This window comes from Allomesorhizobium aridi (assembly GCF_043769475.1).
Lineage (GTDB): Bacteria > Pseudomonadota > Alphaproteobacteria > Rhizobiales > Rhizobiaceae > Allomesorhizobium.
Map to the genome: position 1 here is coordinate 628,042 of NZ_CP171729.1, position 16,389 is coordinate 644,430.

Here is a 16,389-nt window from a genome sequence, read left to right on the forward strand (position 1 = left end):
CCGAAACGAGGATTGAATTCCGGTTCCGATCAATTTTTTCCGGAATTGATCATCTGCGAAAGCGTCTGCGAGCGATATTCGGACGGCGTCGTTCCAGTCAATTCGCGGAAGGCGCGATTGAAGGGCGCCAGCGATGCGTAGCCGACGCCGAATGCGATCGACACGATCTGTTCGCGCGACCTCACCGGGTCGGCAAGCCGCCGCTTGGCTTCCTCGACGCGGTGAGCGTTCAGGAAGGCGGCGAAATTCCGGTAGCCTAGACCCTTGCCGATCAATCGGCGGAGGCGGTGCTCGGGAATGGCGATTTTGCTTGCAAGTGCGCCGAGCGACATCTCGGGTTCGAAGCACGCACCGTTGCCTACCGCCGACTTCAGCCGCTCAAGTTCGATCAATTCGGCAGGCGTCAGGAGGTCGGATCTCGGCTGCGGAGCCTCTGCGGTCAAGGCGAAGAGTTCAGGCTTGGTCGCCGTCAGCCACAGGGCGAACAGGAACGACAGCGCAAAAAGCGTGAGCGCGTGGAGCGGACCGAGCCAAACGGGAAGCGTGCCATAGAGGGCATATGTCTCGACGGCGGCGATTGTGATGCCCACCAGGGGAAGGGTCAGCGCGATGGCGAGACGGAAGCGCCGTCTTGCGTCGACGAGATCGTCCCTGAAATCCAGGACCGCCAGAGAGAAGACATGGATAAGGAGCAGAATTACGGTCGCCTGGTGCAGCAGGGCGCCGGCAACATGATAGGTTCCGCCTCCCTGCCGCAGCCCATGGAAGGCCAACAGCAGCACGAGCGGGGCAAAATAGAAATGCCGCCACTCGAAGGAATCGCGAAACAGCGCGATCCCGAACCACCAAAAGAATACCGGGGTGAGAACCGCCAGAATGACGAGCGCCTCGCCCGGATCGCCCTGGCGGGGATCCGATACAAGGGCGTAGGATGCTATGCTGAGGCAAAACAGCGCCCCGGCGACCGTGACAAACCGCGACGGCCGGAACCGTGCGAATTGCACCATCATGAGCATGCTCAGCGCTGCGGCAGCAGCGCGCAACATAAGTTCGGCGGTGTCCAAGGGTTCTGATAGCATCACGGTCCAGTAAAACCTCTTTATCGCCGCTGGCAACGAGACCGGTGATGATTTCCATGTGCGACGGCTTTGGGATACTCTGGCGTTGCCAAAAAGCCCCGTGACCGGATTGTGAAGTGCCGCAGCATTGAATGGTGACCCTAAAAAGGCCATGCTCTTGCGCTTCACCATGAAGCAAGAGGGCTGCCAGGAGGCGGCGTGGCGGGAAGGATAGTGATGCGGCAACGACGTTTGAACTGGCTTGCGGGTGTCTCTGCACTGGCGGGATTGATGATTGCAGGGCTGCCGGCAGAGGCCAAGCAGGCGGCTGAACCCGTTGAAATCAGCTCGTTTACCGGTGCTTATCTGGCTGCCCGCGTGGCCGAGGTCGACAACGACCTGGACAGCGCGATTGCCTATTACAAACAGGCTTTGGCGTTCGATCCCGACAACCAGCAGCTCCAGCAGAGCCTGATGCTGTCGCTGATCGCGCAGGGGCGATTCGACGAATCGCTGCCCTATGCGGAAAAGCTGAAGGCTGTTCCAGACATCGAACGGTTCTCGCGCGTGGCGCTCGCCGTCGACGCGTTCAGGAAGAAGGATTACACGGCCGCCGAGACCTGGCTGAAGCTGGCGGTCGAATCCGATCTAGACCGGCTGATCACCGCCGTCATGACGGCGTGGGCGAAATCCGGCGCCGGCGACAGCGCCGGAGCGCTCGCCGACCTCGACAAGGTCGAGGGCCCGGAATGGTATGCCCTGTTCAAGACTTATCATCGCGCCCTGATCGCCGATGCCGCCGGCATGAAAGACGAGGCTGGGAAGGCCTACGAGGCCGCGTTCGACAACATTTCGGCCGGCAGCGCCGCCCCTGAAACCTGGATCCGCGTGGCGGAAGCCTATGCCGGCTTCCTTGCCGCCCGCGGCGACAAGGACAAGGCGCTGGCCGTGCTCGACAAGGCCGAGGAGAATTCCACCGGCCGGCTGCCGCTGATGGCCCTGCGCGAAAAGATCACCAAGGGCGAAAAGCTTTCGCGGCTGGTCGCCCATCCTGCCGACGGCGCAAGCGAAATCCTGCTCAATCTCGGCGCCGCGCTCAATCGCGGCGGCGGCGAGCCTTTCGTGCGGCTCTATCTGCAATATGCGCTGGCGCTCAAGCCAGACAGCGACATCGTGCTCCTGCAACTGGCGGCAGTGGCCGAACAGCAGGAGCAGGCCGAGGAGGCGATCGCGCTTTATGGCCGCATCCCCGCCGATTCGCCGATCAAGCGCGCGGCCGAACTGCAGCTTGGCCTCAACCTGGCCGACCTGGAGCGGCACGACGAGGCGATCGTTCATCTCAAGGCGCTGCTCGATTCGGACCCCGACGATATGCGCGCCTACCTGGCGCTGGGCGGCGTCTACGCCTCCAAGGAGGATTATCGCTCGGCCGCGGAGGTTTACGATCGCGCGGTCGTGCGCCTCAAGGAGCCGACGAACGCCAACTGGAACATCTTCTACCAGCGCGGCATCGCCTATGAGCGGCTGAAGGAATGGCCCAAGGCCGAGCCGAACTTCCGCAAGGCGCTGGAGCTGTTCCCCGACCAGCCTCAGGTCATGAATTATCTCGGCTATTCCTGGGTCGACATGAACATGAACCTGGAGGAAGGCCTGGACCTGATCCGCAAGGCCGTCGATCTGCGGCCGAGCGACGGCTACATCGTCGATTCGCTCGGCTGGGCTTATTACCGTCTCGGCCGGTTCGAGGAAGCCGTCGTCGAACTCGAGCGCGCCGTGTCGCTGAAGCCCGACGATCCGGTGCTGAACGACCATCTCGGCGATGCCTACTGGCGGGTCGGGCGCAAGCTGGAAGCCACGTTCCAGTGGAGCCATGCGCGCGACATGAAACCCGAGCCCGACGTGCTGGCGAGCGTCCAGAAAAAACTCGCCGAGGGCATGGTGCCCGTGGAAAACAAGGCGACGGCGCAGACGCCCGTCAAGCCTGCTCCCGTGGAGGCAAAGCCTGCGCCGGTCGTCGACCCGGACAAGAAGAGCGAAGCGCCGGCGCCGGTCGAGGAAGCCGCCGCGACCCCGGCCTCCTACAAGGTGCTGCCGGGCCAATCGCTGTGGTCGATCGCCAATGACGTGCTCGGCAATGGCGGACGCTACCAGGAGATCCTCAACCTGAACCCGCAGCTCCAGGGCGATCCCGGCCGCATCGTGCCCGGGCAGGAACTGGTGCTGCCGGGACAATAGGGTCCTCCCTTCTCCCCTTGTGGGAGAAGGTGGATCGGCGCGTAGCGCCGAGACGGATGAGGGGTGTTGCGAGGATCGCCACCTCCTCATCCCCAACCTAAGCACTCCGTCCAACACGCCTCATCCGACCTCCCCTTCGACAAGCTCAGGGTCGGCCACCTTCTCCCACAAGGGGAGAAGGGAGGGACAGCCCTCGCCTTGACCCATCGCAACCGCCGCACTAGAGCCTTGGCGGTTCCGATCACAGAGGCCAGCCCGTGACCTTGCCCGCCCACATGCATCCCAGCCGCTCGTTCCAGGGGCTGATCCTGACGCTCCACAATTACTGGGCGGATTATGGCTGCGTGGTGCTGCAGCCCTACGACATGGAGGTCGGCGCGGGCACGTTCCACCCGGCCACCACGCTGCGCGCGCTCGGCCCCAAACCGTGGCGCGCCGCCTATGTGCAGCCGTCGCGCCGGCCCAAGGATGGACGCTACGGCGAGAACCCCAACCGGCTGCAGCATTATTACCAATACCAGGTGATCCTGAAGCCGAACCCGCCAGACCTGCAGGAACGCTATCTCGGCTCGCTGGCCGCAATCGGCATCGACCCGCTGCTGCACGACATCCGCTTCGTCGAGGACGATTGGGAAAGCCCGACGCTGGGCGCCTGGGGTCTCGGCTGGGAGTGCTGGTGTGACGGCATGGAGGTGTCGCAGTTCACTTATTTCCAGCAGGTCTGCGGCATCGAATGTGCGCCTGTCGCCGGCGAGCTCACCTACGGGCTGGAACGGCTGGCCATGTATGTGCAGGGCGTCGACAATGTCTACGACCTGAACTTCAACGGCCGCGAGGGCGCTGAAAAGGTCAGTTATGGCGACGTCTTCCTGCAGGCCGAGCGGGAATATTCCAGGCACAATTTCGAGCATGCCGACACGGCGATCCTGCTTCGGCATTTCGACGACGCCGAGGCGGAATGTATTGCGCTGTTGAAGGCGGGCGCGGCGACCGACACACAGACGGTGCACCGCATGGTCTTCCCCGCCTACGACCAGTGCATCAAGGCAAGCCACGTCTTCAACCTGCTCGACGCGCGCGGCGTGATCTCGGTGACCGAGCGGCAGAGCTACATTCTGAGGGTCCGCGATCTGGCCAAGGCCTGCGGGGTGGCGTTCCTGCAGACGGAGGCCGGCGGGCTGGTTGCCTGATTCAAGCGGCGGCTATCCCGGCCAGGTTCGTGCCGATCACTGTGAATTCCGGCAGGCTGGTCTGGCTGGCGGATCCCGCCATCGTCTGCAGCGCCTTGCGCACGCCGGGCATGCGAGCTTCATCCGAGCCGCCGAGACATGCCGCCAGGCAGGCGCTGAGCGCGAGAAGCTGGAGAAGGGATGACGCCGTTTTCATGTTCATTGTCCGAGACGTTCAGTGTTGATCGTTCTGTGTTCCGGGTCGGCGAAATGGTTCACACACAGGCCGCAGATTTCGCGGTCTGAGCGTTGGTCGCTTCAGCGCAGCATTCGGTTCATGGAAATCTGCCCCAAGGACGAACGGGCCCGCAGCGGCCCGACAGGCCGGCGGATGATTTTTGCTGAGTGCTGCGAAGGGTGACAGCGCGCGGCCGACTTGCTATGCCCGCGCGAACCTTTTCCTAGAGACCAGACGATGCCAGACCTGCTGTTAGAATTACGCTCGGAAGAAATCCCTGCCCCGCCGCGCGCCCGCAGCGCCGAAGGCGCGTGCAAACAAGAAACCGGCATGCGGCTGGAACGGAACTGATGCCCGATCTTTTGCTCGAACTACGATCCGAAGAGATTCCGGCCCGCATGCAGCGCAAGGCGGCCGGCGATCTCAGGAAGATGGTGACCGACGGTCTGGTCGAGGCCGGGCTGACCTATGACGCCGCCCGCGAATATTTTACGCCGCGCCGGCTGACGCTCGACGTGCGCGGCCTGACCGCGCGCTCGAAGGATGTGCGCGAGGAGAAGAAGGGCCCGAGCACCAAGGCGCCGGAGCAGGCGATCGCCGGCTTCCTGCGCTCGGCGGGGCTCGACGACATCAGCCAGGCGCATGTGCATTCCGAGCCGAAGAAGGGCGACTTCTACGTCGCCCATATCGTCAAGCCGGGCAGGGCGGCGGAGGAGATCATCGCCGAGCTGATCCCGGAAATCATCCGCGACTTCCCGTGGCCGAAATCGATGCGCTGGGGTGCTGCTTCGGCAAAGCCCGGCTCGCTGCGCTGGGTGCGGCCGCTGCAGTCGATCGTCTGCACCTTCGGCCCCGAAACCGAGGAGCCGGTGGTTGTCGATTTCGAGGTCGACGGCATCCGCGCCGGCAACGTCACCTACGGCCACCGTTTTCACGCGCCCGATGCGATCGTGGTGCGCCGCTTCGCGGATTATGCGGCCAAGCTCGAAGCGGCGAAGGTCGTGCTCGACGCCGACCGCCGCAAGGAGATCATCCTTTCCGACGCCAGGAACCTCGCCTTCGCCAACGGACTGGAGCTTGTCGAGGATGACGGGCTGCTGGAAGAGGTGGCCGGGCTGGTCGAATGGCCGGTGGTGCTGATGGGCGAGTTCGAGGCGGATTTCCTCGACATTCCGGCCGAGGTGATCCGACTGACGATCCGGGCGAACCAGAAGTGTTTTGTGGTGCGCAGTCTTTCCTCCCCCTTGCGGGGGAGGTGTCCGCGGAGCGGACGGAGGGGGGTGGTTCCGCTTTGCCGTCGGTTCATTCGTCACCACCCCCACCCGGCCTCCCGAGTGGAAATCGAGGGGCGGGCCACCCTCCCCGCAAGGGGGAGGGAGAGGGTGCCGCTGCACTCTCCAACCGCTTCATCCTCACCGCCAATATCGAGGCGAAGGACGGCGGGGCCGAGATCGCCTACGGCAACGGCAAGGTGGTGCGCGCCAGGCTGTCGGACGCGCTGTATTTCTGGAAGACCGACCAGTCGGACCTGCCCGACCTCGACCAGTTGAAAGGGTCGGTGGAAAAATTCGGACTCGACCTGGCAAAGCCGCTCGACCAGCGCATGGCGAGGCTCGATCATCTCGGTGTGACCTTCCACGCCAAGCTGGGTACGCAGGGCGAGCGGGTGGAGCGCATCGCCCGGCTGGCGGGAGAGATAGCGGATCATCTGTCTAGGCAGCCGAATTTCTTCAACGGCAAGCTATTGTCGGGCGACGATCTGACCGCGGAGCAATCGGCCTTTCGTGAACGGGCCGAACGCGCGGCCGTGTTAGCCAAGGCCGACCTGACGACCGAGGTGGTGGGTGAGTTTCCCGAGCTGCAGGGCGCGATGGGGCGGAAGTATGCGCTGCTGCAGGGCGAGCATGCGAGCGTCGCCGCGGCGATTGAGGAGCACTACAAGCCGCAGGGGCCGAGCGATTTCGTGCCGACCGACCTGGTCTCTGTGGCGGTGGCGCTGGCCGACAAGCTCGACACGCTGGTGGGTTTCTGGGCGAGCGACGAGAAGCCGACGGGGAGCAAGGATCCATATGCGTTGAGACGCGCGGCGCTGGGGGTGGTACGGATTCTGGTCGAGAATGGGGTGAAGTTGGGGCTTCACACGATCATCGCTAAGTCTCTCTGGCTAATGTTCGATCAAATCGATGCGCGAGAAGCCGTTTCGAGAGTGGAGCGTATTGGTGAGGCTGCCGAGGGCATTCCAATCACCGTGCGGGGCGAAGATCTTCTCCGGATGAAATATTCCGAGAGAACTGAACGAAATTGGCAGCGGAATAGTTTGGTTGCTGCCGACCTCCTCTCCTTCTTCCACGATCGCCTGAAGGTCTATCTCCGCGACCAGGGTGCGCGGCATGATCTGATCGATGCGGTGCTGGCGGGTGGCGCGGCCGGCCCCTCACCCTTACCCTCTCCCCGTGAAGAACGGGGAGAGGGAGTCGCCGACGCTGACGCCCCCTCTCCCCGTCCTTACGGGGAGAGGGTAAGGGTGAGGGGCAATCTTCCAACGACGACCTCCTCATGATCGTCCGCCGCGTCGAAGCGCTGTCCACCTTCCTCGAAACCGAGGACGGCAAGAACCTGCTCGCCGGAACCAAGCGCGCCGCGAATATACTGGCAGCGGAGGAGAAGAAGAAAACCATCATCGCCGATGCGGTCGATCCGGCGCTTTTCCGCGAGGAAGCGGAGAAATCGCTCTTCGCCGCGGTGAATCAAGCCGAGAGCCAGGCCGCCCAAGCGATTCAGAATGAAGACTTTTCCGCCGCCATGCGCGCGCTTAGCGCGTTGCGTGAACCGGTTGATTCATTCTTTGAACGCGTTCTCGTGAATGATGAGGATGTTGCCATCCGCGCCAACCGGCTGGCGCTGCTCGCCCGCATCCGCGCCGCCACAGGTCAGGTCGCGGATTTCTCCAAGATCGCGGGATGACCGGCTATTCCGGTTCGGGCAGCATCGCGCCGGGAGGCGGGGCGGCGGCCTGCCTGTCCTGCACGGGCGGCTGAAGGGTCTGATCGTCGCCTTCGGGGGCCTTGGCCTCCAGGGGCTTTGCCGGCTGGACAGCCGGTTCGGGGTTTGAGGGCGAAGGGAACGCTCCGCCGGCGATGCCGCCGCGCAGCACCATCGGCGCAAAGCCGCGCCGCGGCTTTGCCGGCTTCTCGCCGACCGAGGCGACGTTTTCATAGGCGACATTGGGCGGACCGAAGGCGAGGATGGAGCGGCTGACCATGCGGCGGTCCTCGGCTTCCTCGCTCGCCGGGGCCGCATCGGGAGCGCCGGCCACGATCATGGACGGGCCGAGCGGCTGGCCCATCGGCTCAAGCGCGATGATCGACGAGGCGTGCGCCGACCCTGCGCATGCCGTCGCGGCGGCAAGGACAAAAACTTCCAGAACGATCGCACCGGCATGCTCCATTGCATTTCCTCGCCGGTCCCTTATCAGTCCCGGGTTGATGCCGGCTTGAAGCGATGAATGGCATTTTAGCGATCGGGCATGTCTAAAGGATTGCGGGACGTGGCGGAAATTCGTGAGGCAGCCGAGGCGATGGAGCCGGCGCTGGCCCTGCTGAGGGCAGGCGAGATCGTCGCGATTCCGACCGAAACCGTCTATGGACTGGCCGGCGACGCGACCAATGGCGCGGCCGTGGCGAAGATATTCGAGGCCAAGGGACGCCCCCGCTTCAACCCGCTGATCGCCCATGTCGCGACGATGGCGATGGCCGAGGAGATCGCCGAATTCGATCCTCTGTCGCGAACGCTGGCGGAAAAATTCTGGCCCGGGCCGCTGACGCTTGTGCTGCCGTTGAAGGCCGGCAGCGCGATCCATCCACTGGTCACGGCCGGGCTCGACACGATAGCGCTCCGGATGCCGCGCGGTTTCGGCGCCAGGCTGATCGAGCGCCTCGGCCGGCCGCTCGCGGCGCCCAGCGCCAATTCGTCGGGCAGGATCAGCCCCACCACGGCCGAAGCGGTGGCGGACGACCTCGGCGACAGGATCCAGCTGGTGGTCGACGGCGGGGCGACGCCGGTCGGGCTGGAATCGACCATCGTCAAGGTCGAGGACGGAAGACTGCGGCTGCTGCGGCCGGGCGGCATAGCCGCCGGGGAATTGGAGGCGGCAGCGGGCGCGGCGCTGGTGCGCGGCGCGAAAAACGGCGTCGAGGCGCCGGGCATGCTGGCGTCGCACTATGCGCCGGGCGCCATGGTGCGGCTCGACGCGACTGAGGTGGAGGCCGGCGAGGCGCTGCTGGCCTTCGGGCCGCGCCGGGCGCGAAATGCGGGAGCGGCGGTGGCGATGCGCAATCTTTCGGAAGCAGGCGATATGCGCGAGGCTGCGAGCAACCTTTTCTCGCATCTCCAGGCGCTCGACCGCAGCGGCGCGAAAATGATCGTGGTGGAGCCGATACCGCATGACGGACTTGGTGAGGCGATAAACGACCGGCTGGCGCGCGCGGCAGCGCCGCGTGACAGCGGCGCTTCGTATAAGTAGGAAACGGCCATGGAAGCATCCGGGCAAGGCATAGACGCAGCGCTCCTCGACCGCTTTGCGGAAATCGTCGGGCAAGCCCATGCGCTGCGAAGCGAAGCCGACATCGCGCCCTACGTCAGCGAGCGGCGCGGCCTCTACCCCGGCCGGACCCCGCTGGTGCTGCGGCCGGGCAGCGTCGACGAGATCAGCCGCATCCTGCGGCTCGCTACCGAGACCGGGACACCAATCGTGCCGCAGGGCGGCAATACCGGCCTCGTCGGCGGGCAGATGCCCGACCATTCCGGCCGCGAGATCGTGCTGTCCCTGTCGCGGCTGAACCGCATCCGCGAGATCGACGTCCAGTCGAACACGGTGACCGCAGAGGCCGGTGTTGTGCTGCAGACGCTGCGCGATGCGGCGGATGCGGCCGACCGGCTGTTTCCTCTGTCGCTCGGGTCGCAGGGCTCGTGCCAGATCGGCGGCAATCTGTCGTCGAATGCCGGCGGCACCGGCGTGCTCGCCTATGGCAATGCGCGCGAGCTTTGCCTAGGCGTCGAGGTGGTGCTGTCGACCGGCGAGGTGTTCGACGACCTGCGCAAGCTGAAGAAGGACAATACCGGCTACGACCTGAAAAACCTGTTCATCGGCGCAGAGGGCACGCTCGGCATTATCACGGCGGCGGTGCTGAAGCTTTATCCCAAGCCGAAGGGCAGGGAGGTAGCATGGGTCGGGCTCGAGTCGCCGGAAGCGGCGCTGGCGCTGTTCGGCAAGGCGACCGACCGGGCAGGCAGCGGCCTGACCGCGTTCGAGCTGATCGCCGACAGGCCGCTGGAATTCGCCGTCCGGCATATATCGGGAACGGTGCGCCCGCTGGCGGGAGAATGGCCGTGGCACGTGCTGATGGAGGTCTCTTCGGGCCGCTCCGCCGAGGACGCGCGGCAACTCGTGGAGGACATATTGACCGCCGGGCTGGAGGAGGGGCTTGCCGGCGATGCAGTGATCGCCGCCAGCCTCGCGCAGTCCGACGCCTTCTGGCGCATCCGGGAGACGCTTTCCGACGGCCAGCGCCCGGAAGGCGCCTCGATCAAGCACGACATCTCGGTACCGGTCGCCTCGATACCGGAGTTCATCGAACGCGCCGTGATCGCCGTGGAGGCGGTCAGCCCCGGCGCCCGCGTGGTCTGCTTCGGCCACATGGGCGACGGCAATCTGCACTACAACATCTCGCAGCCGGTGGGTGCGGACGGGGCGGCGTTCCTCGGCCTCTACCGCACGATGAACAAGGCCGTGCACGACATAGTGCACGACCTCGGCGGCTCGTTCTCTGCCGAGCACGGCATCGGCCGGCTGAAGCGCGACGAACTGCTCGCCACCGCCCCGACGGTCGCGATCGACCTGATGCGCCGCATCAAGGCGGCGTTCGATCCCGCTGGGATCATGAATCCGGGCAAGGTGATTTAACTAGCCCGCAATCGTTGCGCTGCCCCTCACCTGCCTGCCGGCATCCTCTCCCCGTAAGGACGGGGAGAGGAGAGACGGCCGCGACGCTGGCGACCCCTCTCCCCGTTCTGACGGGGAGAGGGTAAGGGTGAGGGGCGGCGCAAGCGCCAAAGGCAGACGCGTCACATTCACCCCTTCTTCACATCCCTTTCCAACACCTTGCAGCCGGTCGCAAAGCGATAACCATGCTCCGGATCAGCAAAATTTAACCGACTTTCTTAAGCGCGGCGGTAAGGTCCGCGGCGTAGGCTTCTTCCCATAACGAGACCGGGAAAAACCGGTTCGGAGAGACCGGAAACCGGCTCTCAGGAGTAACAGGAAGAAGGCGCACTCAATGAGCATCGGACTGAAGCCAGTCTGGGCGGGACGCAACATGCGTCTCGACCCGTTTCGTCTGCCGCAAATGGTCAGCTACGCAACCCGCGACGCCTATGGCGATGTGACCTTCACCATCGATCATCGCGGCGCAGTGCTGCGGCGCATCCTCGAAATGAGCGGCCTGCCGGTGACGGTGGCGCTGCCGGCCAACGCGTTCCGCGGCGTCGCCGCACGGGCGCTGGAGGACGAGCACGGCACGGTGACCGTGACGCTGGAACTGCTGCACAACGATCCGATGCTATCGGTGCCGCTGCTGGTCGCCGACGATCTCGACGACGTCGCCGCCGACTGGCGCGCCTGGGCCGAAGCCTACCGCCTGCCAATGCTTTTGATCGAGGCCGACGGCATCGCTCGGACGCTGGAGGAATCGCTCGGCGCGGCAATCAAGGCGCTGCCGCCGCAGGAGCGCCGCAAGGGGCGCGTCACGCCGATGCGCCGGCCGCGCTTCCTCGCCAGGCGCAAGGCCGGCAATCTTGGTCTAAGGCTGGTTGTCGACGGCGCGGAGATCATCGCGCGCGACGATCTATAGAAGCGGCTTCAACGCCATCCAGGCGCCGCCGCCGACGAGCCCGAGGAAGATCAGCCAGCCAACCATCGTGTTCGACTTGAACAGTTTCAGGCACTGGTCGGAATTGTCGATGTCGAGCACGTAGATCTGGCGCGCCATATGCGCGCCGGCGGCGACGAGGCCGGCCAGCGCCGGCATCGGCGCTTCCGCCGCGGCGAAGGCGACAGCGAAGAACATCAGCGCGAAGCCGTAGAGGCCGGTAAGCCAGATCTTGGTGTTTTCGCCGAAAAGCCGCGCAGTGGAGTGCACGCCGACAATGGCGTCGTCCTCCTTGTCCTGATGCGCGTAGATAGTGTCGTAACCGATCACCCACAGGATCGAGCCGAGATAGAGCATGATGGCCGGGCCGTCGAGATCGCCGAACTCGACCGCCCAGCCCATCAGCGCGCCCCAGGAAAACGCAAGCCCAAGAACGAGTTGCGGCCAGTTGGTGATTTGCTTCATGAACGGATAGATGGCGACGACTGCGAGCGAGCAAAGGCCGAGTACGATGGCGAAGCCGTTGAACTGCAGCAGCACCGCGAGCCCGGCGAGCGCCTGGACAATGAGAAAAATCCAGGCCTGCCGGCGCGTGACCTGGCCGGAAGGCAGCGGACGCGAGCGGGTGCGCTCGACCTCCGCGTCGATCCGCTCGTCGACGATGTCGTTATAGGTGCAGCCGGCGCCGCGCATTGCGACCGCCCCGATGAGGAACAGGACGAGGGTGACCGGCGAGGGCAGCAGCGTCAGCAACGGGTCGCCCGGCCGGGCAAAGGCGGTCGCGGCCAGCGCCGTCGACCACCAGCATGGCCACAACAACAACCACCAGCCGATCGGCCGATCCCATCTGGCAAGCTGCGCATAGGGCCACATGCCGCGCGGCAGCGCACGGTAGACCCAATGCCCGCTCGGCGCGTCGGCGACGCGGCCCTGGCCGGTTCGCGATTGAATGGTTTCCATTGAGATGGAGTGGCAGGCAAGGGCGCAGGCGTCAAGCGATGGCATTGTCGCTGTTGGCGCGTCGCTCAGCCAACCGTTCGCGCCCAGTCGCAGATTTGTCTGGCGCTTTGCTCCGCCGGAACAAGTGTGGTGTCCAGCCGCAGCAGGAAATCAGCGCCCTCCGCGATCATTCTCTGCCCCGCAGACTCCATCCCTTCGGATCGTTGAGCTTGCCAAGGTAACGGCGTTCGGGAGATGCGATCCGTTTAGCCTGTTCGGCCTCCTCGCAGGACAGGACGACTGCGAGGAGGCGCCGGTTGCTTCGCCGCGCCAATGCCTTGATGGCGTTCCAGTTCTCCTCTCCCCAGTCGCTCTTACTGACGGCGTTGGTCATGATGATCGGCACATGCGGGGGGACGGAGGAGGCGCAGTCGAAGGCCGCGTCCCGAACAATCCGCGCCGCAGCGTAGAATTCCGGCGAACGAAATTCCGTTAGTGCGAAGGCAACGTTGAAAACGGTGTGATTGTCGAGCAACCGTGCGCCCAGACTATCGCGCAGCAGCCTTGCAATCGTCAGTTTGCCCACGCCGGGCCAACCGTTCAAATGAATGATGACAGACGCCATTGTTCTTACCGGCACCCGGAGTGCACGAAATATCGAAGCGGTGGCGGCTTGACCTAATAAGCGGCCAAAGTCTAGCGAAGATTGTCGATCGCAAAACTGGAGTCAGTCCATGAATGTCCTTCTCATCGGCTCGGGCGGGCGCGAGCACGCGCTGGCCTGGAAACTGGCCGCCTCGCCGATGCTGACGAAGCTCTATGCCGCCCCCGCCAACCCCGGCATTGCTAAGGCGGCCGAACTCGTGGCGCTGGATATTGCCGACCATGCGGCCATCGCGAGTTTCTGCCGCGAGCAGGCGATCGATCTCGTCGTTGTCGGGCCGGAGGGGCCGCTGGTGGCGGGGTTGGGCGACGACCTGCGCGCCGCCGGCATTCGCGTCTTCGGCCCGTCGAAAGTCGCCGCGCAGCTCGAGGGCTCGAAAGGTTTCACTAAGGATCTCTGCGCAAGATACGGCATCCCCACCGCCGCCTATGGCCGCTTCGGCAGCGCCGCCGACGCCAAGGCCTACGTCCGCAAGATGGGCGCGCCGATCGTGGTCAAGGCCGACGGCCTGGCGGCGGGCAAGGGCGTCACCGTCGCGATGACGCTGGACGAGGCGCTGGAAGCGGTCGATTCCTGCTTCGACGGCGCGTTCGGCGGTGCCGGCGCGGAGGTCGTCGTCGAGGAATTTTTGACCGGCGAGGAGGCGAGCTTCTTCTGCCTGTGCGACGGCGCGACCGCGCTGCCCTTCGGCACGGCGCAGGATCACAAGCGCGTCGGCGAGGGCGACACGGGCCCCAACACCGGCGGCATGGGCGCGTATTCGCCGGCGCCGGTGATGACGCCCGAACTGGTCGAGCGGACGATGCGCGAGATCGTCGAGCCGACCATGCGCGGCATGGCCGAGATGGGCGCGCCGTTTTCCGGCGTGCTGTTCGTCGGCCTGATGATCACTGCCGACGGGCCGAAACTGATCGAATACAATGTCCGCTTCGGCGACCCCGAAACCCAGGTGCTGATGATGCGGCTGAAGGACGACCTGCTGGTGCTGCTCAGCGCGGCCGCCGACGCGCAGCTGGCGCATATGTCGGTGCGCTGGCGCGACGAGGCCGCGCTGACCGTGGTGATGGCCGCCGAAGGTTATCCCGGCACGCCGAAAAAGGGCTCGGTCATTCGCGGGCTGGAGAGAGCAGGCGAGGGCGCCGAGATATTCCATGCCGGCACGGCCGAGCGGGACGGCGAGATCATCGCCAATGGCGGGCGCGTGCTGAACGTGACGGCGACGGGCGCGACGGTCACTGAAGCGCAGCAGAAGGCCTATGCCGCGGTCGACCTGATCGACTGGCCGGAGGGATTTTGCCGGCGTGATATCGGGTTCAGGGCGGTGGAGAGGGAAGGCGGTCTATTGTCGCGCGACTGGCGCCAGCACTGAGCCGGGATTCTGCTCAGGGTGGAAAGCTGCCGTATTACATTCCTGGACCCCGGACCAGAGAGCCGCTGCGGGCGTGACCCCGCAGTCGGCGTCTCGCTCATACGTTTCCCGACCGAAGCAGCCCGGTGCGCCCCGGGTATTGCGCCTTGGGGTTCTGCCGCCACCAAAACTCTACCGTGACAGGTATGCGCCACTTTTTGGCGAGACGGTCCACTTCCTTCCACACGTCAGACGCCGACTGGCCCTGCACCGAAATGCCAAGTTTAGCGTGATATTTGAACCCGTCTTCCTCGTACTGCTCTGGCTTCGCAGGGACGTGCAGTTCGCGGACCAGTTTGTCACCCTCGTATCCCTTGGCTTTAATCTGCGCAATCATTGTCAACAGGATTTTAGACCAGCGGGGGCTCTGGATGGCCTTGCCGTTCACGGAGGCAGAGAGTGGTTTAGTGAATGTGAGTCCCGGCGCGGTATCAAACTCCATTGCGCCATCGCTTGTCACGGTCACAGCCTCCTGCGGCTCTTCATCACGCTCCATACCGAGCTCATCCATTGCATCCCGCACCATCCTATCGATAGTTTCACTAGGTGTTTTAGTGCCGAACCAAGTCGCGATGGACTTCAGGTCGGCAAAGGTGGCGTCGTTGATCCTAATTACTGGCATCATGGTTTCTCCCCTCGATTGCACGGCAGGATATGTAACATATTATAAATATCCGCGAAAGAAGGATATGTTACATAAATGGCTAGCGATCGGATCATTGAAGTGAACTCGGCTGATAGCGAGCGAACCTCAACTTCGCGGTCGGAAGTAGGTTTTCCACCCAGGGCACCAGTCAGATTCAACGCTAACGCGGTCGAGCCATCATCCCGCGCTGATGTCCGCCAGCACCTCCCCGATCACCCGCCGCGCCCATGGTCCAAGCGGTTCGGCGTCGCGGTGCTCGGCGTAGGTGATCAGCGCCTTCCACAGCGTCCAGCCGCGGCCGCGCGCCCAGGTCGCCTCGTCGGCGGGCATTGCGGCGCGGAACGCCTCGCGGCTTTCCCCTTCGAGAAACGTCCAGGCAATGTAGAGGTCGCAGGCGGGATCGCCGACGGCCGACGAGCCGAAGTCGATGACGGCGCTCAGCCGTCCGTCCCTGACCAGCAGGTTGCCGACCGCCACGTCTCCGTGCACCCACACCGGCTCGCCGCACCAAGTCGCGGCAAGCGCGGTTTCCCAGATCTCCGTCGCCGCACCGGTGTCGATCGCGCCGTCGAGTGCTGCGATCGCGCGCCGGGTTTCGCCGTCATAGACGGTCAGCGATCCTCCGCGAAAGAAATTGTGCTTGCCGGGCGTCGGCCCGCCGGTGGCGCCGGCCCGCTGCAGGGCGACGAGGAATTCGGCCAGCGCGGTCGCGAACCGCGTCATGTCGTCGATGCGTGCGACCGAAGCGGTCTCGCCGTCGAGCCACCGGTAGACCGACCACGGCCAGGGGTAGAAGTCGGTCGGCTCGCCCTTCGCCAGCGGCGTGGGGATCGGAAGCGGCAGGAGCGGCGCGAGCTTCGGCAGCCAGCGCTGTTCCTTCTCCACTTGTGCCGCATAGGAGGCGGCGCTCGGCAGCCGCACCGTCATGCTGTCGCCGAGATGGAAAGTCCGGTTGTCCCAGCCGCCGAACTCGACCGGCCTGACCGGCAGGCCGGCCCATTTGGGGAATTGCTCAGCGATCAGCCGGCTGACGAGCGCTGCGTCGATATCTTTCCGGTCGATCGTCATGCTGGCGGGAAAGGCTCTCTGCTGCGGTCGCCTTCCAA

13 protein-coding genes and 1 pseudogene are annotated in these 16,389 nt (G+C 64.8%); 7 read left to right on the forward strand and 7 right to left on the reverse strand.

Features of this window, described 5'->3' with window-relative positions; translation table 11 throughout:
- Positions 1–29: 29 nt before the first annotated feature.
- The gene (locus ACG873_RS05020) at positions 30–1,010 is read right to left on the reverse strand and encodes a helix-turn-helix domain-containing protein (protein WP_394890723.1); all 981 of its coding nucleotides are present in this window, start codon (positions 1,008–1,010) and stop codon (positions 30–32) included.
- Between the two features lie 285 nt (positions 1,011–1,295).
- On the opposite strand from ACG873_RS05020, the gene ACG873_RS05025 reads away from it, so the two are divergent.
- Positions 1,296–3,293 carry a tetratricopeptide repeat protein gene (locus ACG873_RS05025; protein WP_394890724.1) on the forward strand — a complete coding sequence of 666 codons (1,998 nt, stop codon included), beginning with the start codon at positions 1,296–1,298 and terminating at the stop codon, positions 3,291–3,293.
- Between the two features lie 275 nt (positions 3,294–3,568).
- Complete coding sequence (locus ACG873_RS05030; protein WP_394893358.1) at positions 3,569–4,483, forward strand: glycine--tRNA ligase subunit alpha; 915 nt, start codon at positions 3,569–3,571, stop codon at positions 4,481–4,483.
- Position 4,484: 1 nt separating this feature from the next.
- On the opposite strand, the gene ACG873_RS05035 is transcribed toward ACG873_RS05030, so the two are convergent.
- Positions 4,485–4,679, reverse strand: a complete 195-nt coding sequence (locus ACG873_RS05035; protein ID WP_394890725.1) for a hypothetical protein — start codon at positions 4,677–4,679, stop codon at positions 4,485–4,487.
- A gap of 371 nt (positions 4,680–5,050) precedes the next feature.
- On the opposite strand from ACG873_RS05035, the pseudogene ACG873_RS05040 reads away from it, so the two are divergent.
- Positions 5,051–7,664: pseudogene (locus ACG873_RS05040) on the forward strand (glycine--tRNA ligase subunit beta).
- 4 nt (positions 7,665–7,668) lie between these two features.
- On the opposite strand, the gene ACG873_RS05045 reads toward ACG873_RS05040, so the two are convergent.
- Positions 7,669–8,148, reverse strand: coding sequence for a hypothetical protein (locus tag ACG873_RS05045; RefSeq protein ID WP_394890726.1), 480 nt, complete (start codon positions 8,146–8,148; stop codon positions 7,669–7,671).
- Positions 8,149–8,247: 99 nt separating this feature from the next.
- On the opposite strand from ACG873_RS05045, the gene ACG873_RS05050 reads away from it, so the two are divergent.
- The 3 genes from ACG873_RS05050 (at position 8,248) to ACG873_RS05060 (ending at position 11,608) form a co-directional block, all read left to right on the forward strand.
- A complete protein-coding gene (locus tag ACG873_RS05050) occupies positions 8,248–9,222 on the forward strand; it encodes an L-threonylcarbamoyladenylate synthase (protein WP_394890727.1) in 975 nt (324 codons plus the stop codon).
- Positions 9,223–9,231: 9 nt separating this feature from the next.
- Positions 9,232–10,662, forward strand: a complete 1,431-nt coding sequence (locus ACG873_RS05055; RefSeq protein ID WP_394890728.1) for an FAD-binding oxidoreductase — start codon at positions 9,232–9,234, stop codon at positions 10,660–10,662.
- A gap of 373 nt (positions 10,663–11,035) precedes the next feature.
- Positions 11,036–11,608, forward strand: coding sequence for a DUF6101 family protein (locus ACG873_RS05060; RefSeq protein ID WP_394890729.1), 573 nt, complete (start codon positions 11,036–11,038; stop codon positions 11,606–11,608).
- Here the strand turns inward: ACG873_RS05060 and ubiA are convergent.
- Positions 11,603–12,586, reverse strand: a complete 984-nt coding sequence (ubiA, locus tag ACG873_RS05065; protein WP_394893360.1) for a 4-hydroxybenzoate octaprenyltransferase — start codon at positions 12,584–12,586, stop codon at positions 11,603–11,605. The two genes, ACG873_RS05060 and ubiA, sit on opposite strands and share 6 nt — an antisense overlap.
- A gap of 166 nt (positions 12,587–12,752) precedes the next feature.
- The gene (locus tag ACG873_RS05070; protein ID WP_394890730.1) at positions 12,753–13,190 is read right to left on the reverse strand and encodes a nucleoside kinase; all 438 of its coding nucleotides are present in this window, start codon (positions 13,188–13,190) and stop codon (positions 12,753–12,755) included.
- Between the two features lie 109 nt (positions 13,191–13,299).
- Here ACG873_RS05070 and purD point away from each other — a divergent pair, with 109 nt between their 5' ends.
- Positions 13,300–14,598, forward strand: a complete 1,299-nt coding sequence (gene purD, locus ACG873_RS05075; RefSeq protein ID WP_394890731.1) for a phosphoribosylamine--glycine ligase — start codon at positions 13,300–13,302, stop codon at positions 14,596–14,598.
- 97 nt (positions 14,599–14,695) lie between these two features.
- Here purD and ACG873_RS05080 read toward each other — a convergent pair whose 3' ends face one another.
- Together ACG873_RS05080 and ACG873_RS05085 are read right to left on the reverse strand one after the other, a co-directional pair.
- Positions 14,696–15,262 (reverse strand): T4SS efffector SepA family protein, encoded by a 567-nt coding sequence (locus ACG873_RS05080; RefSeq protein WP_394890732.1) that lies wholly within the window; start codon positions 15,260–15,262, stop codon positions 14,696–14,698.
- A 198-nt stretch (positions 15,263–15,460) separates the two neighbouring features.
- Positions 15,461–16,351: an aminoglycoside phosphotransferase family protein gene (locus ACG873_RS05085; RefSeq protein ID WP_394890733.1), complete on the reverse strand. Its 891-nt coding sequence runs from the start codon at positions 16,349–16,351 to the stop codon at positions 15,461–15,463.
- Positions 16,352–16,389: the final 38 nt, after the last annotated feature.